The sequence below is a fragment of the Micromonospora sp. WMMD735 genome, from assembly GCF_049178995.1.
GTDB lineage: Bacteria > Actinomycetota > Actinomycetes > Mycobacteriales > Micromonosporaceae > Micromonospora > Micromonospora wenchangensis.
Genome location: NZ_JBMHMJ010000002.1, coordinates 1,660,016 through 1,681,380, shown reverse-complemented (window position 1 = coordinate 1,681,380; position 21,365 = coordinate 1,660,016). Strand labels below are relative to the sequence as shown.

General features: G+C 74.9%; 17 protein-coding genes and 1 riboswitch. Of the genes, 11 read left to right on the top strand and 6 right to left on the bottom strand.

The annotated features are described in order from the left end of the window. From ACN268_RS07405 to ACN268_RS07385, 5 genes are read right to left on the bottom strand one after another with little or no spacing between them, the layout of a single operon-like run. On the bottom strand, window positions 1–1,233 hold the full coding sequence (locus tag ACN268_RS07405) for a phage tail sheath family protein (RefSeq protein ID WP_421482388.1): 1,233 nt from the start codon (window positions 1,231–1,233) through the stop codon (window positions 1–3). 26 nt (window positions 1,234–1,259) lie between these two features. Then, a complete protein-coding gene (locus tag ACN268_RS07400) occupies window positions 1,260–1,952 on the bottom strand; it encodes a carboxypeptidase regulatory-like domain-containing protein (RefSeq protein ID WP_421482386.1) in 693 nt (230 codons plus the stop codon). Next, window positions 1,949–2,557, bottom strand: coding sequence for a glycine zipper family protein (locus tag ACN268_RS07395; RefSeq protein WP_421482385.1), 609 nt, complete (start codon window positions 2,555–2,557; stop codon window positions 1,949–1,951). Before ACN268_RS07395 ends, ACN268_RS07400 begins: the two co-directional genes overlap by 4 nt. A gap of 11 nt (window positions 2,558–2,568) precedes the next feature. Continuing rightward, window positions 2,569–2,913, bottom strand: a complete 345-nt coding sequence (locus ACN268_RS07390; RefSeq protein ID WP_421482384.1) for a hypothetical protein — start codon at window positions 2,911–2,913, stop codon at window positions 2,569–2,571. Continuing rightward, window positions 2,910–3,695 carry an LppM family (lipo)protein gene (locus tag ACN268_RS07385; protein ID WP_421482383.1) on the bottom strand — a complete coding sequence of 262 codons (786 nt, stop codon included), beginning with the start codon at window positions 3,693–3,695 and terminating at the stop codon, window positions 2,910–2,912. Before ACN268_RS07385 ends, ACN268_RS07390 begins: the two co-directional genes overlap by 4 nt. A gap of 248 nt (window positions 3,696–3,943) precedes the next feature. Here ACN268_RS07385 and ACN268_RS07380 point away from each other — a divergent pair, with 248 nt between their 5' ends. From ACN268_RS07380 to ACN268_RS07360, 5 genes are all read left to right on the top strand, one after another. Next, window positions 3,944–5,077, top strand: coding sequence for a 3-oxoacyl-ACP synthase III family protein (locus ACN268_RS07380; RefSeq protein WP_421482382.1), 1,134 nt, complete (start codon window positions 3,944–3,946; stop codon window positions 5,075–5,077). After that, complete coding sequence (locus ACN268_RS07375) at window positions 5,074–6,429, top strand: aspartate aminotransferase family protein (protein ID WP_421482381.1); 1,356 nt, start codon at window positions 5,074–5,076, stop codon at window positions 6,427–6,429. The genes ACN268_RS07380 and ACN268_RS07375 overlap by 4 nt, the downstream gene beginning before the upstream one ends. 12 nt (window positions 6,430–6,441) lie before the next feature. Beyond that, window positions 6,442–7,623, top strand: a complete 1,182-nt coding sequence (locus ACN268_RS07370) for an acyl-CoA dehydrogenase family protein (RefSeq protein WP_421482380.1) — start codon at window positions 6,442–6,444, stop codon at window positions 7,621–7,623. Window positions 7,624–7,781: 158 nt separating this feature from the next. Next, on the top strand, window positions 7,782–8,234 hold the full coding sequence (locus ACN268_RS07365; RefSeq protein WP_363795424.1) for a thioesterase family protein: 453 nt from the start codon (window positions 7,782–7,784) through the stop codon (window positions 8,232–8,234). Window positions 8,235–8,517: 283 nt separating this feature from the next. Further along, on the top strand, window positions 8,518–9,729 hold the full coding sequence (locus ACN268_RS07360) for an MFS transporter (RefSeq protein ID WP_421482379.1): 1,212 nt from the start codon (window positions 8,518–8,520) through the stop codon (window positions 9,727–9,729). A 4-nt stretch (window positions 9,730–9,733) separates the two neighbouring features. Here ACN268_RS07360 and ACN268_RS07355 read toward each other — a convergent pair whose 3' ends face one another. Next, window positions 9,734–10,510: an AfsR/SARP family transcriptional regulator gene (locus ACN268_RS07355; RefSeq protein WP_421482378.1), complete on the bottom strand. Its 777-nt coding sequence runs from the start codon at window positions 10,508–10,510 to the stop codon at window positions 9,734–9,736. Window positions 10,511–10,801: 291 nt separating this feature from the next. Here ACN268_RS07355 and ACN268_RS07350 point away from each other — a divergent pair, with 291 nt between their 5' ends. The 6 genes from ACN268_RS07350 to cobO all read left to right on the top strand — a co-directional run bounded on the left by ACN268_RS07350 (window position 10,802) and on the right by cobO (window position 21,335). Continuing rightward, entirely contained in the window at window positions 10,802–12,043 is a 1,242-nt protein-coding gene (locus ACN268_RS07350; RefSeq protein WP_421482376.1) for an MFS transporter, read from the top strand. Between the two features lie 73 nt (window positions 12,044–12,116). Continuing rightward, entirely contained in the window at window positions 12,117–13,016 is a 900-nt protein-coding gene (locus tag ACN268_RS07345) for an aldo/keto reductase (protein ID WP_421482375.1), read from the top strand. A gap of 90 nt (window positions 13,017–13,106) precedes the next feature. Beyond that, window positions 13,107–13,442: a hypothetical protein gene (locus ACN268_RS07340; protein ID WP_088646738.1), complete on the top strand. Its 336-nt coding sequence runs from the start codon at window positions 13,107–13,109 to the stop codon at window positions 13,440–13,442. Window positions 13,443–14,294: 852 nt separating this feature from the next. Next, window positions 14,295–14,424: riboswitch (cobalamin riboswitch) on the top strand. Window positions 14,425–14,734: 310 nt separating this feature from the next. Next, window positions 14,735–18,445, top strand: a complete 3,711-nt coding sequence (cobN, locus tag ACN268_RS07335; RefSeq protein ID WP_421482374.1) for a cobaltochelatase subunit CobN — start codon at window positions 14,735–14,737, stop codon at window positions 18,443–18,445. Continuing rightward, complete coding sequence (locus ACN268_RS07330) at window positions 18,442–20,724, top strand: VWA domain-containing protein (RefSeq protein WP_421482373.1); 2,283 nt, start codon at window positions 18,442–18,444, stop codon at window positions 20,722–20,724. The genes cobN and ACN268_RS07330 overlap by 4 nt, the downstream gene beginning before the upstream one ends. Next, on the top strand, window positions 20,724–21,335 hold the full coding sequence (cobO, locus tag ACN268_RS07325) for a cob(I)yrinic acid a,c-diamide adenosyltransferase (protein ID WP_145919775.1): 612 nt from the start codon (window positions 20,724–20,726) through the stop codon (window positions 21,333–21,335). The genes ACN268_RS07330 and cobO overlap by 1 nt, the downstream gene beginning before the upstream one ends. Window positions 21,336–21,365: the final 30 nt, after the last annotated feature.

The following is a 21,365-nucleotide window of genomic DNA, read 5'->3' as shown; positions in this document are numbered from 1 at the left end:
TCAGCCTCCGATCGTCTCGGTGTCGGTGCCGCCGGCCCACTGGCTCAGCTTGAACACCACGAACTCCGCCGGCTTGACCACCGCGATGCCGATGTGTGCGACCACCATCCCGGCGTCGCGGACGTCGACCGGGTTGGTCTCCTCGTCGCACTTGACGAAGAACGCCTCCTCGGGGGTGCGCCCCAGCAACGCCCCGTCGCGCCACACCCGGGTGAGGAACGCGCCGATGTCGCGGCGGATGGAGCGCCACAGCGAGTAGTCGTTGGGCTCGAACACCATCCACCGGGTGCCGCCCGCGATGGCCTGCTCGATGGAGATCGACAACCTGCGGACGTTGAGGTAGCGCCACTCGCTGGCCTCGGCGGCCAGGGTGCGGGCCCCCCACACCCGGATGCCCTCCCCGGCGAAGTACCTGATGACGTTGACCCCCTTGGGGTTGAGCACGTCGTGTTCCGAGCGGGTGACCAGGTACTCCAGGTCGACGGCACCGCGTACCGGCTCGTTGGCGGGGGCCTTGTGCACCCCGCGCAGCGCGTCGGTGCGGGCCCAGATGCCGGCCATGTGACCGCTCGGCGGGGTGAGCACCAGCTCGCCGGTGAGCGGGTCACGCACCCGCAGCCAGGGGAAGTAGTAGGTGCCGTAGTCGCACTGCCGGGCCCGGTGGGCGGTGCCGGTGTCGGGGTCGGCCGGCTCGCCGGCCTTGCCGTCGGCGGGCTTGCCGTCGCCGGCCTTGCCGGCGCGCGCGGGGGTGGCCACCCGGGTCAGCGTCGAGATGTCCTCGATGCCGGGCGGCGGGTCGCAGATCGCCACCATGGTGCGCAGCCGCTCGGCCATGCTCAGCAGCGCCTCGTGCGACACCGGGTCGTGGAAGCCGGGCGCGGCGAGGATGGCCACCTCGTCGATCGCCTCCACCAGTTGCAGCCCGGTGCGCCGCTGCCCGGTGCCGGTGAGCTGCCCGTCGGCGCCGACGTTGACCACCCAGCAGCGGCTGCCGCCGTTGTCGAGGAAGCCGAAGACCGCCCGGGCCAGCGGGGTGCTCTCCAGGTCGTCGCCGTCGGCGTACAGCCGGAGGAACTCCGACCAGCTGGTGACGGCCAGCGCCCGGTCGACGTGGGCGGTGCGGTTCGGTGCGACCCCGACGAACGCGGCGACGGCCATCCCGACCGGCCCGATCGGTCGGGCGGCGCTGGGCACCTCCTCGACGTAGATGCCGGGGGAGAAGTAGTGGGGCATCGGTCCTCCTGTACGGCCGGTCCGGCTCAGCGGGCCGGGGGTTCGCAGACGATGACGATGTCCGCGTCGGCCGGGTCGACCTCGGCGGTGAGGGTGCGGCCCCGGCCGACCAGGCGCAGCCGGACCGGCTGGTCGGGGTGCTCCGGGTCGTGCGGGACACCGGCGAGCCGGAACCGACCGCCCGCGTCGGTGTGGGTGGCGTACGGGGTGCCGACCAGTTCCACCCGCAGCGCCGCCAGGGGTTGCCGCTGCGGGCCGACCACCCGGCCGACGAGGTCACGCAGGTCCAGCCGGCGCAGCCGCAGCGGATGCAGCACCGGTGGCGCGACCGGCGGCGTGGACGTCACCTGGGCCGGCACGTCGACCAGCAGCGCCGGCCGGGGGGCGACGCCCAGCGTCACCCACAACGCCGGGTCACCGGCCTCCAGCACCAGCTCCGGTTCGCCGGCCGTGGCGGCGGCGGTCAGCACCCGGTCCAGCCCGGCCAGCGCGGCCGGGCCGGCGGCGGCGACCAGGTAGCGGATCGTGAACCGGTACGGCGCGGGCGTCCCGGTGCCCCGGGTCTGGCGGGCCGGCCGCAGGGCCAGCGGCCACAGGGTCAGCCCGACGCCCCCGTCGGCGGGCGGGCCGACCGGGACGTCCTCGCCGGCCGCCCCGGCCAGCCAGGCGGCCAGCCCGGCGGTGGCCGCCTCGACCGGTCCCGGCCCGTCGCCGGTCATCGCGGCGGCGTTCCCTGGATGCGGTACGCGATGGCCTCGTTCCACACGTGCGGGTAGACGCCGATCTCGAAGTACCTGGTGAACCGGTTGATGGGTGCGTTGGCGTGGTCGTGCCAGAGCAGCCACACCGGGGCGATGGTGAACAGCACGTAGTTGAGCGCCACCAGCGGCAGGTAGAGCGGCCCGAGCAGCCGGGCCTGGAGGATGTGCACGTCCTCGTGGCGTTGGATGCCGGGGCCGGCACCGGCGCAGACCGTGCCGATGGTGGTGGCGTAGCGCGGGGACACCCCCTCGACCAGGCTGACCCGGCAGCTGTGCTGCGAGGTGGGCCGGTCCAGCGAGTGGCCGACGACCAGGTGCAGGGCGAGGTAGAGCGCCCCGGCGGCGGTGTTCGGCAGGCTCCAGGTGTGGTCGACGACGAACAGGGCCACGCCCCGGGCGTCCGGGCCGTACACCCGGGCGGCGGCGACCGACCAGCCGAACGGGACCCCGATCAGCAGGCCGACGACCGCGCCGATCAGCAGGCCGACCGGACCACCGGTGGTCACCCCGAGCGCCGCCCCGCACAGGACGTGGACGGTGGCGCTGACGATTCCGTAGACCATGACACGCCTCCTCAGACCCAGGAGCGGACGAAGCGGGGCTCCCGCCCCTGGGCGAGCTGGCCGGGGGTGGCCCGGGTGGGCTGCCGGTTGCCGGACGGTAGCTGGTTGACGCCCAGCGCGGCGGAGAAGATGACCAGCCCGTTGAAGAACGCGATCAGCCACTTCTCGCCGCCCGCGTCGGTGGCGAACGCCGCGGTGGCGTACGACAGGAGCAGCGCCACGCCCAGGGCGATCCACTTGCGGGCCCTGTCGCTGTCCGGGCCGAGCAGGCCGCCGATGACGTTGGCGGTGAGCAGGGTGGCGGCGCTGGCACCGGCCACGGTGCCGAGGGCGGCCCAGGTGAAGAGATCGTTCACGGCGATCCCCCTTCGGATGGTGCGGGACGGGCGGGGGCGGCCGGGGCGGCGGCGGTGCCGCCCCGACGGCGCAGCAGGACGGCGGTGACCCCGCCGGCCAGCAGGAGCAGGACGAGGACCGCCCCGGCCACCGGCAGCCACGGGAAGCCACCCGGGTCGTCGGTGCCGCTCGCGGCGGCGGGGCTGGCCGACGGGGTGGGGCGCGGCGGGGCCTCGGCGACCGCCCGCAGTTCGGCCGGTTTGGGTTCGCTGGCGACGACCTTCCAGGTGACCGAGCGTCCGGTGATCGTGCCGTTGGAATCGATCACCCGGCCGGGAAAGGTCACCGAGATCTCGAACGACATGAGATGCAGGAACCGCTGCTGGTTCTGGGGATCCTGTTCGGCCACCTTCCCGCCGTATTTCTTGGGGTCGAGCGGCAGGCTGAACCGGTAGAGATCACCGTCGCGGACGAGCTTCACGCTCTCGCTGGTGAAGTTTTCCAGCGGGGTTTTCCGATAAGTGATCTGCGCGCCGTAGAAACGCTCGTCGTCGTAGACGGTCTCCTCGCCGGCGGGTAGGGCGGGAATGTTCTCCCGCAGTTCGGCGTAGGCGACCGCGAGGTTCTTGTTGCGGCTGCTGAGCACGGACTTCTCCGCGGTGAGCAGGAGCTGCCCGTCGACGGTGTCGTCGGCGTTGACGGTCAGCCCCAGGTTGAGCTGCATGCATCCGGCCAGCAGGGTCAGCAGGGCCAGACACGCCGTGAGCCGGGCCACCCTGCCGCGCCCGCGTCCGGTATTCATGGGCACATTGTGTGTGATCCACTTCACACCGGGCAGTCGGCGATCGGTCAGATGGCTGTCTCCGATCTTACCGATCCGCTTATCGGTCCGGCCGGCACGGATATGGTCCGCCGGTCGATATCCTGGAGGGTCGGCATCCATTACCGACCATTGTGGATGATCGCGGGAAACCCATTTCCGCGTCCGCTAGATCTGCGTTAAATCTCGGCGGCGACGGGTGCTGAACACGCCGGCCGCAGCCTGGGGACATGCATGCCGACGCCGAACAGGCAAGCCCGACCGAACCCCGCCGCCACGACCCACGACGGCCCCCTGCCCGCCCCCTCGCCGCCGCCGTCCGCACCCCCACCCCGGGTGCGACGCCGGGCATCCTCGCCACCGGTGCCTGCCTACCCGAGCAGGTGGTGACCAACGCGTCGCTGGCCGCGGCGCTCGGCGTCACGGCCGACTGGATCGTCGACCGGACCGGGGTCCACGAACGCCGCGCCGCCGCGCCCGGCGAGGCCACCTCCGACCTGGCCACCCACGCCGCGCGGCAGGCCCTCGACCGGGCCGGCGTCGACCCCGCCGACGTCGGCCTGATCATCCTGGGCACCTCGACCCCGGACCTGCCGCTGCCCGCCACCGCCTGCCGGGTGCAGGCCAACCTCGGCGCGTGGGGCGCGTACGCGATGGACCTGGACGCCGTCTGCACCGGCTTCCTCTACGCCCTGGACGTCGCCCACAAGATCATGCGGTGCGACCCGGCCATCCGGTACGCCGTGGTGATCGGCGCGGACACCTACTCGCGCATCCTCGACTACACCGACCGGCGCACCTCGGTGCTCTTCGGCGACGGCGCGGGCGCGGTGGTGCTGGGCCGCTCGGCCGCCGCCGCCGACATCGCCTACACCCGGCTGGGCAGCGACGGTCGGCAGCACGACCTGGTCCGGATCCCCGCCGGTGGCAGCCGCGCCCCGGCCAGCACCGCCACCGTCGCCCACGGCGGGCACCACTTCACGATGGACGGCCGGGCGGTACGCGCGTTCGCCGAACGCAAGCTGCCGGAACTCGTCGCCGACGCCACCGCCGCCTGCGGGCTGACCGTCGCCGACCTCGACCTGCTCGTCCCGCACCAGGCCAACGTGCGGCTGCTGCGCGAGGTGACCAAGGAACTCGGCTTCGTCGCCGACCAGGTGGCGATCAGCGGCACCCACTACGGCAACACCGGCGCCGCGTCCGTGCCGGTGACCCTCGACGCGGCGATCGACGCCGGCCGGGTCCGCCCCGGGGCCCGGGTCCTGCTCGCCGCCTTCGGCGGGGGGATGACCTGGGGAAGCGCCCTGATCACCTGGCCCGGCGGCACGGCCGGCCAACCGACCCACGAGGAGCCAACGGCATGAGCATCCTGTCCGACTACGCCAAGCGCACCCCCGGCTCGAAGGAACACTTCGCCCGCGCCGGCGCGATGATCCCGGCCGGGGCGACCCGCAGCCTCAACTCCTGGCCGCCGTACCCGGTCTACCTGGACCGGGGGGTCGGCGGCACGGTCTGGGACGTCGACGGCAACGCCTACCGCGACTTCCTGGCCAACTACACCGGCCTGCCGCTGGGCTACGCCGACCCGGACGTCACCGCCGCCATCCGGGAGCAGTTGCCGCACGGCACCTCGCACTCGTTCTCCCGCACCCTGGAGGCCGAGCTGGCGGGGCTGCTGGTGGCGCGGGTGCCGAGCCTGGAGCGGGTCCGGTTCACCGGCTCCGGCACCGAGGCGGTGATGTTCGCGCTGCGCCTGGCGCGGGCCCACACCGGTCGCCCGCTGGTCGCCAAGGCCGAGGGCGGCTACCACGGGACCACCGACGACGTCATGATCAGCGTACGGCCACCGGCCGACCTCGCCGGTGACGTCCGATCGCCCGCCTCCGTGCCGGAGATGCGCGGCATCCCCGCCTCCCGTACCCGGGAGACCCTGGTGGTGCCGTTCAACGACGTCGCCGCGTCGCAGCAGATCCTGCGCGCCCACGCCGACCGGGTGGCGGCGCTGGTGCTCGAACCGGTGCTCGGCGTCGGTGGGATGATCCCGGCCACCGCCGAGTACCTGACCGCGATGCGGGCCACCTGCGACGAACTGGGCATCCTGCTGGTCTTCGACGAGGTGATCACGCTGCGGCTGGCGCACGGCGGCGCGCAGCAGGCGTACGGCGTCACCCCCGACCTGACCACCATGGGCAAGATCATCGGTGGCGGGCTGCCGATCGGCGCGTACGGCGGCCGGGCCGACATCATGGGGTTGCTCGAACCCCGGGGCGGCACCGACGTCTACGACTCCCGCTCCGGCGGCCCGGCGCTCTACCAGGGCGGCACGTTCACCGGCAACGCGCTGAGCGTCGCCGCCGGCATCGTCACCCTCGGCAAGCTCGACGCCGCCACCATCGACGCGCTCAACCGCACCGGCGACCTGCTGCGCCGCGAGCTGACCGGGGTGTTCGCCGGCGCGCCGGTCGACGCCGTCGTCACCGGCGTCGGGTCGCTGTTCAACATCCACATCGGCCCGCGCCGGGTTGCGGTCTTCCGCGACGTGCGCGCCGTCGACGCCGCCCGCCAGCAGGCCTTCTTCCTGGGTCTGCTCAACCACGGCGTGATCGTCGCCCCCCGGGGCATGGGCTGCGTCACCACCTGCACCACCCCGGATGACGTCGCGGCCTTCACCGCCGCCGTCCGGCTCACCCTGCACGACATCACCGAGGCCGGCTGAGAGGGCACGACGATGCAGATCACCTGGACACAGGAGCAACACGCCCGCCGGGAGCGGTTCCGCCGCTTCGCGGCGACGACCGTCGCCCCCGGCACCGCCGAGCGTGACCGCGCCGGGGTCTTCGACTCCAAGTCCTGGCAGGCGCTGGCCGACGAGGGTTTCTGGACCGCCCACCTGCCCCGCGAGCACGGCGGTGACGGGGGCACCCTGTGGGACTTCCTGGCCGGGCTGGAAGGGCTCGCCCAGGGCGCGGACGACTCCGGTTTCGTACTGTCCGCCGTCGCCCACGCCGGCCTGCTGCACGTACTGTGCGAACACGGCACCCCCGAACAGCGTCGGCGGCTGCTCCCGGCGCTGGCCGGCGGCGCGGTGGGCGCCACCGCCGCCACCGAACCGGCCGGTGGCTCCCACGTCGCCGCCGTCGGCACCCGGGCCCGCGTGCACGGCGTCGACGACTGGCGACTCACCGGGCACAAGGCGCACATCACCAACGCGCCCGTCGCCGACCACCTGCTGATCGTCGGCCGGCTCGACGGCATCGGCCCCCGGGACATCACCCTGTTCGTGCTGGACCGCGACCGACCCGGCGTCGACACCGGCGTCGCCGAGGACCTGCTCGGCCAGCGGACCAGCCCCACCGGGCCGATCATCCTGGACGGGGTGCCGGTCGGCCCGGCCGACGTGGTCGGGCCACCCGGCGACGGGCTCGCCACCCTCTACTCGTTCCTGGCCTTCGACCGGCTCATGTACGGCGTCGTGGTCGCCGCCCAACTGGAGGCACTGCTCCCCGTGGTGCTGCGCCGCTGCGCCGAGCGCCGGGCGTTCGGCGTCCCCATCGGCGAGCACGAGTTCATCCAGGACAAGGTCGTCGGCATCCGGACCACCATCGAGTCGGCCCGGCACCTCGCCTACGCCGCCGCCGACGCGCTGGTCCGGGGCGACGACGCCTACAGCGCGCTCGCCTCCTGCGCCAAGCTGGCCGCCTCCGAGGGTGCGGTCCGGTCCACCGTCGAACTGGTCCAGATCTTCGGGCACGCCGGCTACGACCGTACCGGCGGCATCGAACGGCACCTGCGCGACGCCGTCGCCATCCGGATCGCCGGCGGCACCACGGAGATGCAGAAGAAGAACATCTACAAGGACGTGGTACGCCGCTACGCCACCCCGGTCGACGCGCCGGCGGTGCCGGCGTGACCGCCCCGACGGGCCCCGGCACCGTGGCCGTTCCGGCGGGTTCCGGCGGCGCTCCTGTTCCGTCGGGTTCCGGCGGCGCTCCTGTTCCGTCGGGTTCCGGTGGTGTGGCCGCTCCGACGGGTTCCGGTGGTGTGGCTGTTCCGGCGGGTTCCGGCGGTGTGGCCGCATCCGGTGCCGCGTCCGATCCGGCCGGTGCTGCCGGTGGGGCGGGCGCCGCCGGTGCGGGGCAGGGGCGGCGGGTCGAGGGGGAGCGGACCCGGGTGGTCCGCGAGGACGACTGCGCGACCCGGTGGGGCAACGAGGGCCTGATGGTCCTGTCCACCCCGGCCATGCTGGGCCTGATGGAACAGACCTGCGTGGAGGTGCTCGCCCCGGTGCTGTCGTCCGGCGAGATGACCGTCGGCGTCGGCGTGACGCTGACCCACGCGGCGGCGGCCGGTCGTGGTGAGCCGGTCACCTACCGGGTCGCCCTCACCGTGGCGGGCCGCGACGTCGACGTCGACTTCACCGTGGTCGGTCCGACCGGGACGGTGCTCGGTCACGGCTCCCACCGGCGTCGGATCGTCGACAGGGCGGCCTTCCTCCGCCGACTGGCACCCCCGACCGGCTAGCCCACCCGCCCCCGGGGGGCCCGGTCGGGCCCCCGGGGCACCCGTGCCCCCGCCCGCGCCGTCATGCGGTGATCAAGAGGTTCGCGTCACCGGCCACGGCATTTCCTGACGCAAACCTCTTGATCACCCGGGCGGGAGGATCACGTGGGCGGGGGCGGGGCAGGGGGAGGGGAGGGGAGGGGGCGGGTGGGGGTGGTGGAGCGGTGGGGTGGGTGGTGGGGTACCGAGCGTGTCGGTGGTGACTACTGTTCGTCCCCGGTGGACGGGTGGGAGGGGTGGTCGGGTGGCGACGTCGCGGGTGGACCTCTCGGGTCGGGCCGGCACGCCTTTGCGGGCGATCCTGCGGTCGCCCGGCTGGGTGGGCTGGGCGGTCGCCACCTTCGGGGCCCGGCTGCCGGTGGCGATGGCCCCGCTGGCACTGGTCTTCGCCGGCCGGGCGCTCAGCGACGGCTACCTGCTCAGCGGCCTGCTGGTCGGCGCGCACACCATCGGCGAGGCGGTCGCGGCACCCGCCGCCGGTGCGCTGATCGACAGGTGGAACCCGCGTCGCGTGCTGGCCGGGTGCCTGGCCGCCGAGGCGCTGCTGTTCCTGGCCGCCGCCGTGGTGGTCGGCACCGGTGGCGGCACGGCGCTGCTGGTCGTCCTCGTCGCGTTGGCCGGTGCGGTGCCGGCCGGCGCGCCGGGCGGTCTGCGGTCGATGCTCACCCACCTGGTCGACGTGGCCGTGCTGCCCCGGGCGCTGTCCCTGGACACGGTGCTCAACCAGGTCTGCTGGGGGCTCGGACCGGTGCTGGTCGGGGTGGCGGTCGCCGCCGTCTCGCCCGCCGCCGGTGTCGGCCTGGTCGCGCTGCCGGCCGCGATCGCCGCGGGGGCGGCCCTGCGCCTGCCCGATCCGGCGGCGGCCCGGCCCGCAGCCGGGCGCAGCCGGGTGCTGCCGGTGCTACGCCTGCTGGCCCGCACCCTGGCGTTGACCGCCGCGCTGCGGGTGCTGCTCGGGGTGCTGACGGTGGCGGCGGTGCCGCTGTTCACCGGCAGCGGGCAGGCGTCGCTCGCCGGGCTGGCCCTCGCCGCGTACGCGGTCGGGACCGGCCTCGGCAGCGTCCTGTACAGCCTGCGGAGCTGGCCGGGCGGCCACCAGCGGCAGGCCGACGTCGCCCTGCTGGTGCTCGGCCTGGTGGTCGCGTTCGCGGTGGTCGCGCGACCGCACGCCGTCGCGCTGCTGACGCTGTACGCCGTCGCCGGGTTCTTCGAGGGGCCGACCGTGCTGGCCCGGTCGCTGCACCTGGAACGGGTCCTGCCGCCCGACCGCCGGGCCACCGGCTTCTCCCTCCAGTACGCGGCGATCGGCTGGGGGTTCGCCGTGGGCAGCATGGTGCTGGCACCCCTGCTGACCCGCTGGGGCGCGGCCACCGTGGTCACCGGGGCGGGGCTGGCGGTGGCGGCGCTCGCCCTCGTGGCGACCCTCCTGCCCTCGCGCCCCGACCGGGTCCGGTGACCCGTCACCGGTACGCCGACCCCGACCATCCGGCCGCGGCGGGTCGGCGGGCGTCGGACGGCTCGCTGAGCGCCGGGTCGCCGTCGAGCACCCGACGGTGCAGCCGCTGCAACGCCGGCCCCGGCTCGATGCCCACGCCGTCGGCAAGGGTCTGACGGAGGTCGCGGTACACCGCGAGGGCGTCGGCCCGGCGGCCCACCTGGCACAGCGCCCGCATCTGCATGTCGCGCAGCCGTTCCCGCTCGGGGTGGAGGGTGACCAGCGCGGCCAGTTCCTCGACGGCTTCGTCGTACCAGCCGAGGCGCAGGTAGGCGTCGGCGCGCATCTCGATGGCGAGCAGCCGCCGTTCACCGAGCCGTCGGCTCTCGGCCAGGATCGAGGGGGACGGGTCGACGTCGGCGAGCGGGTCCCCCCGCCAGGCGGCCAACGCCTCGGACAGGGACCGCACCGCGTCGTCGAGCCGGCCCGCCGCGAAGGCGGCCCGGCCGCGCACCACGTTGGCGTCGAAGAGGTGACTGTCGACGTCGCCGCGTGCCAACCGCAGTTTGTAGCCACCCGGGCCGGTGATGATGGCCCGCCCCACCGACGGGGGCAGACTGCGCCGGAGACGGAAGACGTACTGCCGGATCAGATTGCCGGCCGAGGCGGGTGGTTCGTCGGGCCACACCTCTCTGGCCAGGCGTTCCACCGGGATGAGCACATTTCCGTTGACCGTCAGAACCGCCATCAGTTTGCGCTGCTTGGGAGCATTGATGCAGTAGTTCTGCCCGGGAAGTATCACAAATGTTCCGAGTATGCCGAACTTCACGAATCCCCCACGATGCGCGTGCCCCCGTACCGTCAGTGCCCACCACTGATTGAAGTTAATCGATCAATAATGACGGTGCCGCGCCATCTCCGTTCGGCCGCGCCGCTGCGGTAAGGAGCACATCGCGCTTGTGGCCGTGACGAAAGCGGTGTGAGATCAGCGGTGGGACGTCGGGCCCGGACGGGACATACCGGGCCGGGAGAACGGCCCGCACCAGGAAAGCCGGGCCGGGAAGGCCATGCCAGGGGAAGAGGACCGCGCGCCGTGAACACCGCCACCGAGAACCGAGCCGTCCCACCCCCGGTGGTACGGGCCGCCCGTACCGGGGTCGCGGTGGTCTTCGCCCTCAACGGCCTCGCGGTGGCGACCTGGTTCTCCCGGGTCCCGGCGGTCCGCGACGCGCTCGGCCTCAGCGCCGGCCGGCTCGGACTGCTGCTGCTGGCCATGTCCGGAGGCGCGGTGCTGGCGCTGACCAGTGCCGGACTGGTGACCCAGCGGCTCGGCCCGGCCCGCACCGTCGTCGCCTCGACCGTGCTGGTCGCGGTCGGCCTGGCCGGGGTCGGCATCGCCACCCCGCTCGGCTCGCTGCCAGGCGTCGCGGTCGGCCTGTTCGCCCTCGGCTACGGCTCCGGCACCTGCGACGTGGGCATGAACGTCGAAGGTGCGGCGGTGGAGAAACGGCTCGGCCGCACCATCCTGCCCCGCTTCCACGCCGCCTGGAGCCTCGGCTCGGTGGCCGGCGCCGGACTCGGCGCGGGCGCCGCCCGGCTCGCGGTGCCGATCACCGTGCACCTGGCCGTGCTGGCGGCCGTGGTGCTCGGCGGCACCCTGCTCGGGGCGCGGAACTTCCTGCCCGCCCTGCCCGCCTCCACCGCCGACGGCGCCGCGTCGGCCCGCCGGGGTGGCCTGCTCGCGGCCTGGCGGGAGCCGCGCACCCTGCTCATCGGCGCGCTGGTGCTGGTGATGGCGTTCACCGAGGGCAGCGCCAACGACTGGCTGGCGGTCGCCTTCGTCGACGGCTACGGGGTCAGCGAGGCCGCCGGGGCCGCCGTCTTCGGGGTGTTCGTCGCCGGCATGACCATCGGCCGGACCGCCGGCACCGTGGCCATCGACCGCTGGGGTCGGGTGCCGGTGCTGATCGGCACGATCCTGTTGGCCGCCGCCGGCTCCCTGCTGGCGGTGCTGGCCGGCTCCGGTCCGCTCGCCGTCGTCGGGGTGGTCCTCTGGGGGCTTGGCGCGTCGCTCGGGTTCCCGGTCGGGATGAGCGCCGCCGCCGACGACGAGGAGCACGCCCCCGCCCGGGTCAGCGTCGTCGCGGTGATCGGCTACACGTCGTTCCTGGCCAGCCCGCCGCTGCTGGGTCTGCTCGGGGACCACGTCGGCATCCTGCACGCCCTGCTGGTGGTGCCGGTGCTGCTGATTCCGACCCTGGCCCTGGTGCCGGCGACCCGTCCACCGGCCGGTGCCGCGCCGCAGACACCCGCCGGCCCGATACAGAAAACCTAACAGTCGTCGGCCCCGGCCGGTATCGGGTGCGCGGCCGTTACGCCGGGTCACCGCCGCTGGCTAGGGTCGCCGGATGCCAACCGAGATCACCGCCGCAGCGGCGGGCCGCTGGACCCTGGGCGACCGCACCGTGCACCGGATGGGCTTCGGCTCGATGCGGCTCACCGCCCACCCCGACCGGGACCGGGCGCTGCGCGTCCTGCGCCGGGCCGTCGAACTGGGCGTCGACCACATCGACACCGCCGCGTTCTACGTCTCACCGGGCGGCACCCTGAAGGTCGGCACCGGCTCCGCCCGGTACGCCACCGAACTGATCCGCGCCGCGCTCGCCCCGTACCCGGAAGGGCTGGTCGTCGCCACCAAGGTCGGCTTCCGGGACGACCCGACGACCGGCCTGCACGAGGAGGCCGGCCCGGCGCAGCTGCGCGCCCAGGTGGAGGAGAACCTGCGCCGGCTCGGCCGCGACCACCTCGACCTGGTCAACCTGCGGATCGTCAGGCGGCCCGCGCCGGACTCCGTGGCCGAACGTTTCGGCGCGCTGGCCGAGCTGCGCGACGCCGGCCTGATCCGGCACCTGGGTCTGTCCAACGTCCGCCTCGACCACCTCGACGAGGCGCAGACCGTCGCCCCGGTGGTCTGCGTGCAGAACAACTACGCCCTGGACAACCGCGGCGACCAGGACGCCATGGTCCGCGAGTGCGGTGCCCGGGGGATCGCCTACGTGCCGTTCTTTTCCCTGACCGGCGGCAACCGCGAAGGCGGGGCCCGCACCGACCACGGCGCGGCCGTACGCGCCGTCGCCCGCGCCCACGACGCCACCCCGCAGCAGGTACGTCTCGCCTGGACGCTGCACCAGGGCCCGCACGTGCTGGCCATCCCCGGCACCGGTGACCCGGCCCACCTCGCCGAGAACGTCGCGGCCGCCGCGCTGCGACTCACCCCCGACGAGCTGGCCGCGCTCGACCGGCGGTGAACGGGCCGCCCAGCCGGCTGTCACCGGGCTCGCAGCGCCCTTCCAGGTGGGGGTGCTCCACTGGAGGGACGCCGAGGAGAGGACGGGCAGATGGGCTGGTTCAGCCGACGGACCCGGGCTGACGAGGGTATCCCGACCAAGCTCGACCGGGAGGCCACCCGGGACGACCTGACCGCGTTGGCGGACTTCGTGGCCGCCCACCGGGGGGTGGAGTTCTATCTCGAACCCGAGACGACCGCCACCGACACCACGGTGGTGGCGATCGCGCACGACGGGGAGTGGATCCGCCGCCGCACCGGCTCCCCGCGTACGGCGGCGAAGCTGGCCCACCGGCACGCGGTGCCCCTCTACGAGGCGGCGAAGACCGGGTACCCGGAGCGGATGCGGGCCTGGAACCGGGCCCACCCCGAGCGTCGCCTCCGCTGATCCCGCAGCAACGCGTGAAGCGTGGCGGGGTTGTGGCCCCGTGGGATGTGGGTCCGTGGGATGTGGGTCCGTGGGGGTGCGGCCACGGCGGCGGGTGCGACCGCCGGCCGCCCCGGTCGCCTGCCGCTGCGGGGCAGGGGTGTGGGGTATGTCGTCGCGGGCCCTTTCGAGCTGATGACGGTGACGGATCGGCCCCGCCGGATGGGACGACCCGTACCGCCAGGTCGGGGGTGGCCGGGGTGGCGCGGCCCCGCGGTACCGGATGGGCCTGTGACCGGAGGGCCTGCGGCACCGGAGGAGGCGGCCCCGTGGCCCCGGGCCGGGGCCGTCGCCCTCAGGCCGCCCCGGCCCCGGGGTGTCGGGCGAGTGGCCGGCGCTACCCGGCGCGACAACTGTCCGGCCAGGTCGGCCGCGCCGGCCCCCGAGTCGTTGACGTCATCAGCTCGACAGCGTGCGAGAGAGGTGTCCCGGCCGACCAGGGCCGGGTCGCCCGGGGCCGGGCAGCCTGAGGGCGGCGGCCCGGCTCCGTGCCGCCCGGCTCCGTGCCGCCCGGCTCCGTGCCGCCCGGCTCCATGCCGCCCGGATCAGCTCCGTGCCGCCCAGTTCCGCGCCGGTCGGTCGCGGACGGTGGCCCTTCCCCGGGCGGGTGGCGGGCTCCCTCGGCGGATCGGTGGGTGCGCGGCACGGGACGCTGCGGGTCGACCGTCGGGAGGGGACCGGGCCCACCCGGGAACGTGGGCAGCGGCGGTCGCCGGCCTCGCCACGGGGGGCGATCGGTGCCCTCGCGGGGCCGGTGGCCGCCGTTGACCTCGGGGTGAGGAGTGTGGCAGCATTCGCGGCCTGACGGCAGTGAAGGAAGTCGGTGCGATTCCGACGCGGTCCCGCCACTGTCACCGGGGAGCGATCCCCCCTCGTGGGTCACGACCGTGCGTGCACGGTTGGAAGGCCGGGGGTGAGCGTCGATCCGGGAGCCAGGATACTTCGGCCGTCGGAGAACCCCAGGGCGTGGACACCCGAGGAGGACCCGATGACGCACAGCGTCACTGCCGACCCGATCACGGTCGGTGACTTCCGCATCACCGTAGAGCCCGCGCCGCCGCGTGCCCCCACCTCTCCCACCGTCGCCGGCCGTCGCCGGGGCGGTCGGCCTGCCACGTACCGCTGACGGCCGGTCCGGGGTGCCCCGCCGCCGGTGGGGTGCGTCGTACCTCCGCCGCCGCTGACCGGCGTCCCTCCCGCCCCGCTCGGCCCGGCCCCGTGGTCGAGCCGGACGTCACTCTCCGGAGCCGCACGTGCGCATCCTGCTGTTGTCCACCGCCGACACCGATCTGCTCGCCGCCCGCGCCAGCGCCGCCGACTACCGCCTCGCCAACCCCACCCGGGTCGACGTGGCCGCCGTGCCCGCCCTGCTCGACGGGGTCGACCTGGCCGTCGTACGGTTGCTCGGCGGGCGGCAGGCGTGGCCGGACGGCCTCGCGGCGGTGCTCGGCTCCGGCGTCCCCACGATCGTGCTCGGCGGCGAGGCGGTGCCCGACGCGGAGCTGATGGCGGCCTCCACGGTGGCCTCCGGGGTCGCCACCGAAGCGCTGTCCTACCTGGTGGAGGGGGGCGCGGACAACCTCGCCCAGCTCGCCCGGTTCCTCTCCGACACCGTCCTGCTCACCGGTGAGGGCTTCGACCCGCCCACCCCCACCCCGCCCTACGGCATCCTCGACCACCGCCGCCCGTCCACCCCGGTCGACGGGGCGGACCCGGTGGCCGGACCGGACGGGGGCGGGCGGCCCACGGTGGGGATCGTGTTCTACCGGGCGCACGCGCTGGCCGGCAACACCGGTTTCGTGCAGACCCTGGCCGACGCGGTCGACGCGGCCGGCGGCGAACCGCTGCCGATCTTCTGCGGATCGCTGCGCGGGCTCACCCCCGGCGACGGGCCGCTGGACCTCTTCGCCCGCTGCGACGCGCTCGTCGTCACCGTCCTCGCCGCCGGGGGGACGGTCGCCGCCGACGCCTCCGGCGGGGGCGACGAGGACGCCTGGGACGTCGGCGCGCTCGCCGCCCTCGACGTGCCGGTGATCCAGGCGCTGTGCCTGACCAGCACCCGGGAGCAGTGGGCTGCCAGCGACGCCGGACTGTCCCCGCTGGACGCGGCCATGCAGGTGGCCATCCCCGAGTTCGACGGTCGGATCGTCACCGTGCCGTTCTCGTTCAAGCGGATCGACGCCGACGGGCTGTCGGTCTACGCCGCCGACGCCGAGCGGGCCGCCCGGGTCGCCGGCATCGCCGTCCGGCAGGCCCGGCTGCGCCACCTGCCCAACGCCGGCAAGCGGGTGGCGATCGTGCTCAGCTCCTACCCGACGAAGCACTCCCGGGTCGGCAACGCCGTCGGCCTGGACACCCCCGCCTCGGCGGTCCGGCTGCTCGCCGCCCTCGCCGCCGACGGGTACCACCTCGGCGACGCGCCACCACCCACCGACGGGGACGCGCTGATCCACGCCCTGATCGCCGCCGGGGGCCACGACGTCGAGTGGCTCACCCCGGAACAGTTGGCCGCCGCCGAGGCCCGGGTGCCGGGGAAGACCTACCGGCGCTGGTTCGACCAGGTGCCGGTCGACCTGCGAGACCGGATGCGGGAACACTGGGGTGAGCCACCCGGCCAGCTCTACACCGACGCCGGGGACATCGTCCTGGCCGGGCTGCGGTTCGGCAACGTCACCCTGCTGATCCAGCCGCCGCGCGGCTTCGGCGAGAACCCGATCGCCATCTACCACGACCCCGACCTGCCGCCCAGCCACCACTACCTCGCCGCGTACCGGTGGCTGGCCGCGTCGGTCGACGACGGCGGGTTCGGCGCCGACGCGGTGGTGCACCTCGGCAAGCACGGCACGTGCGAGTGGCTGCCCGGCAAGGGCCTCGGCCTGGCCGCCGACTGCGCCCCCGACGCCGTCCTCGGTGACCTGCCGTTGGTCTACCCGTTCATCGTCAACGACCCCGGCGAGGGCACCCAGGCCAAGCGGCGGGCGCACGCCGTCGTGGTCGACCACCTGGTGCCCCCGATGGCCCGCGCCGAGACCTACGGCGAACTGGCGAAACTCGAACAGCTGCTGGACGAGTACGCCACCGTGCAGGCCCTCGACCCGGCGAAGGTGCCGGTGGTCCGGGGGCAGATCTGGGAGCTGGTGCGCGCCGCCGAACTCCACCACGACCTGCACACCGAGGCGATGCCCGCCGCCGACGACTTCGACGATTTCGTGCTGCACCTCGACGGCTACCTGTGCGAGGTCAAGGACGTGCAGATCCGCGACGGGCTGCACGTCCTGGCCGGGGTGCCCACCGGTGAGGCCCGGGTGAACCTCGTCCTGGCCGTGCTGCGCGCCCCGCAGGTGTGGGGCGGCAGCCGGGCCCTGCCGGGCCTGCGCCAGGCTCTCGCCGCCGGTTACGGCCTCGACGAGCAGGCGCTGCTCGCCGAGCCCGGGGCGCGGGTGGCGGTGCCGACGGCGTTGACCGACGTCGTCGACGGGCCGGCGGTCACCGCCGCCGACGCGGTGGACCTGATCGAGGCGCTGGCCCGGCGGCTCGTCCTCGGCATGGAGACCCTCGGCTGGGATCCCGACCGGGCCGACCCGGCGGTCGCGGAGGTGACCGGCGGGTCCTGCCCCGACGCCGCCGAGGTGCTGCGGTTCGCCGCCCGCGAGGTGGTGCCCCGGCTGGACCGCACCACCGACGAGATCACCCACACCCTCGGCGCGCTCGCCGGCCGGTTCGTGCCGCCCGGACCGTCCGGGTCGCCCACCCGGGGCCTGGTCAACGTGCTGCCCACCGGCCGCAACTTCTACTCCGTCGACCCGAAGGCGATCCCCAGCCGCAACGCCTGGGACGTCGGGGTGGCGCTGGCCGACTCGCTGCTCGCCCGCTACCTCGCCGACACCGGGGAGTACCCGCGGTCGGTCGGGCTGACCGTGTGGGGCACCAGCGCCATGCGTACCCAGGGCGACGACATCGCCGAGGTGCTGGCCCTGCTCGGCTGCCGGCCGGTGTGGGACGACCGGTCGCGGCGGGTCACCGGCGTCGAGGTGGTGCCGGTGGCGGAACTGGGCCGGCCCCGGGTCGACGTCACGGTCCGCATCTCCGGCTTCTTCCGGGACGCGTTCCCGCACGTCGTCGCCCTCCTCGACGACGCGGTACGGCTCGTCGCCGCCCTCGACGAGCCGGCCGGGGACAACTACCTGCGCGCGCACGTGGCCGCCGACCTCGCCACGCACGGCGACGAGCGGCGGGCCACCGCCCGCATCTTCGGCTCCAAGCCCGGGGCGTACGGGGCGGGACTGCTGCCGTTGATCGACGCCCGCAACTGGCGCACGGACGCCGACCTGGCCGAGGTGTACGCCGTCTGGGGCGGCTACGCCTACGGCCGGGGCCTGGACGGGCGGGAGGCGCGGGCCGACATGGAACGGTCCTTCGCCCGGATCGCGGTGGCGGCGAAGAACCAGGACACCCGCGAGCACGACATCGTCGACTCCGACGACTACTTCCAGTACCACGGCGGGATGGTGGCGATGGTGCGGCACCTGACCGGGACCGCCCCGGCCGCGTACGTGGGTGATTCGGCGATGCCGCACGACGTGCGTACCCGCACCCTCGGCGAGGAGACCCGGCGGGTGTTCCGGGCCCGGGTGGTCAACCCGAAGTGGATCGCGGCGATGCGCCGGCACGGCTACAAGGGCGCGTTCGAGCTGGCCGCCACCGTGGACTACCTGTTCGGCTACGACGCCACCGCCGGGGTCGTCGACGACTGGATGTACGAGCGCCTCGCCGAGGCGTACCTGTTCGACGGGCAGACCCGGGAGTTCCTGGAGCGGTCCAACCCGTGGGCGCTGCGCGGCATCACCGAACGGCTCCTGGAGGCCGCCGAACGCGGCCTGTGGGCCGCCCCCGACCCCACCACCCTGGACCGACTCCGGGAGACGTACCTGGCCACCGAGGGCGACCTGGAGGATCTCCAATGAGCGGTTTTCCCTTCTCGGCCGTGCTCGGGATGGACGACATGCGGCTGGCGCTGCTGCTCAACGCGGTCAGCCCGGCGATCGGCGGGGTGCTGGTGCGGGGCGAGAAGGGCACCGCCAAGTCCACCGCCGTGCGGGCCCTGGCCGCGCTGCTCCCGCCGGTGGACCGGGTCGCCGGGTGCCGGTTCGGCTGTGACCCGGCCGCCCCCGACCCGACCTGCCCGGACGGCCCCCACCCGGGTGCGGGCGGGCACGACGACCCGGCCGCCGCGCCGGTGGAGCGCCGGCCGGCCCGGCTGGTGGAGCTGCCGGTCGGTGCCGCCGAGGACCGGGTGGTCGGCTCGCTGGACCTGGAGAAGGCCCTCGCCGAGGGGGTACGCGCCTTCGAGCCGGGCCTGCTCGCCGCCGCCCACCGGGGGGTGCTCTACGTCGACGAGGTGAACCTGCTCCACGACCACCTGGTCGACCTGCTCCTGGACGCCGCCGCGATGGGCCGCTGCCACGTCGAACGGGAGGGCGTCTCGGTCAGTCACGCCGCCCGGTTCCTGCTGGTCGGCACGATGAACCCGGAGGAGGGTGAGCTGCGTCCGCAGCTGCTCGACCGGTTCGGGCTCACCGTCGAGGTGGCCGCGAGCCGCGACCCGGTCGTCCGGGTGGAGGTGGTGCGCCGCAGGCTCGCCGCCGACGCGGACCCGGCCGGGTTCGCCGCCCGGTGGGCCGCCGCCGACGCCGAGGTGGCCGCCCGGGTGGCCGCCGCCCGGGACCGGCTCGACGGGGTGCTGCTGCCCGACGCCGCGTTGCGGCAGATCGCCGAGGTGTGCGCCGCGTTCGACGTGGACGGGATGCGCGCCGACATCGTCACCGCCCGGACGGCCGTCGCGCACGCCGCCTGGCAGGGCCGGGACCGGGTGACCGCCGACGACGTCCGGGTCGCCGCCCGGCTCGCCCTGCCGCACCGCCGTCGCCGCGACCCGTTCGACACCCCGGGCCTGGACGAGAAGCGCCTCGACGAGGCGTTGCAGCGGGCCCGCGACGAGCACCCCGACGACGATCCGCCGGACACCGGGCCGGCCGGTCCGGGTGACCCGACCGGCGGGCCGGACGGTGCCGGCCCCGGTGGGCCGGGCGGCCCCTCGGCGGGCGGCCCCGGCGACGGGTCGGGCCCGCAGTCACCCGACGCCACCGGTGGGCCGCAGGACGCCGGTGGTCCGCTGGACCACGACGACCACCCGCGCGCCCGGACCGGTCCGGCCTCCCCACCGTCCGGGGACGACCGGTGGCCGGACCGCATCGACGACGGCGGACCGGCCGGCGACGACGGGCCGGACACCGGACACCGCGCCGACGGCCGGTCGGGACGCCCCGACGACGGGTCCGCCGAGCACGCCGGTGCCCGTCCCGGGCGACCCGGCCAGGACGGCACCACGAACCCGCGTGACCCGGCGGGCACCGGCTCGGTGGCCGTACCGCAGCGGGGGTTGACGGCCCGGTTGTTCACCGCGCCGGGGGTCGGCGACGGGGTGCCCGGCCGGCGGTCGCGGGCCCGGACCGGGCGCGGACGGACCACCGGGGCCCGGGTGCCCGCCGGCCGGCCGGCCGCGGTGCACCTGCCGGCGACCCTGCGCGCCGCCGCCCCGCACCAGGCCCGGCGGGGCCGGTGCGGCGGCCGGCTGCTGCTGCGCCCCGACGACCTGCGGGAGGCGGTCCGGGAGGGCCGCGAGGGCAACCTGGTGCTGTTCGTCGTCGACGCCAGCGGGTCGATGGGCGCGCGGCAGCGGATGTCGGCGGTCAAGGGTGCGGTGCTGGCCCTGCTCACCGACGCCTACCAGCGGCGGGACACGGTGGCGGTGGTCGCCTTCCGGGGTGCCGGCGCGCAGGTGCTGCTGCCGGCCACCTCCTCGGTGCTGGCCGCGTCGGCGCGGCTGGCCGAGCTGCCCACCGGCGGGCGTACCCCGCTGGCGGAAGGGTTGCTCGTCGCCGCCGACCTGCTGCGGGTGCAGCGGCTGCGGGACCCGCGGCGGCGTCCGCTGGTGCTGGTCGTCACCGACGGCCGGGCCACCGCCGGGCACCGGCCGCTGGAACGTTCGGCGCGCGCGGCGGCCGTGCTCGCCGCCACCGGCGCGCCCTGTGTCGTGGTGGACTGTGAGTCCGGCCCGGTGCGGCTGCACCTGGCCCACCGGCTGGCCGGTCAGCTCGGCGCGGCCCACCACCGCCTGGACACGGTCACCGCCGACCCGCTGGCCGGGCTCGCCACCGTCGGAGCGAATCGGAGCGTGCGCTGATGCCGCAGGGAAAGCCGGAACACGTCCCCGCCGACGGGTTGACCACCCGGCAGCGGCGGCACCGTCCGTTGACCATCGTGCACACCGGGCAGATGAAGGGGAAGTCGACGGCGGCGTTCGGGTTGGCGCTGCGGGCCTGGACGGCCGGGCTGCCGATCGGGGTGTTCCAGTTCGTCAAGAGCGCCAAGTGGCGGGTGGGTGAGGAGAACGCCTTCCGGGCCCTGGGCCAGGTGCACGCCGACACCGGGCAGGGCGCGCCGGTGGCCTGGCACAAGATGGGCGAGGGCTGGTCGTGGATCCAGCGCGGCGGCGACGCCGACCATGCCGCCGACGCCCTGGAGGGCTGGCGGCAGATCCAGCGTGACCTGGCCGCGCAGCGCTACGGCCTGTACGTCCTCGACGAGTTCACCTACCCGATGAAGTGGGGCTGGGTGGACGTCGACGAGGTGGTCGACACCCTCACCCACCGGCCCGGCTTCCAGCACGTGGTGATCACCGGCCGGGACGCCGACCCGCGGCTGGTCGAGGCGGCCGACCTGGTCGCCGAGCTGACCAAGGTCAAGCATCCGATGGACGCCGGCCAGAAGGGCCAGAAGGGCATCGAGTGGTGACCGGACCGACCCGCCGTACCGACCAGCGCC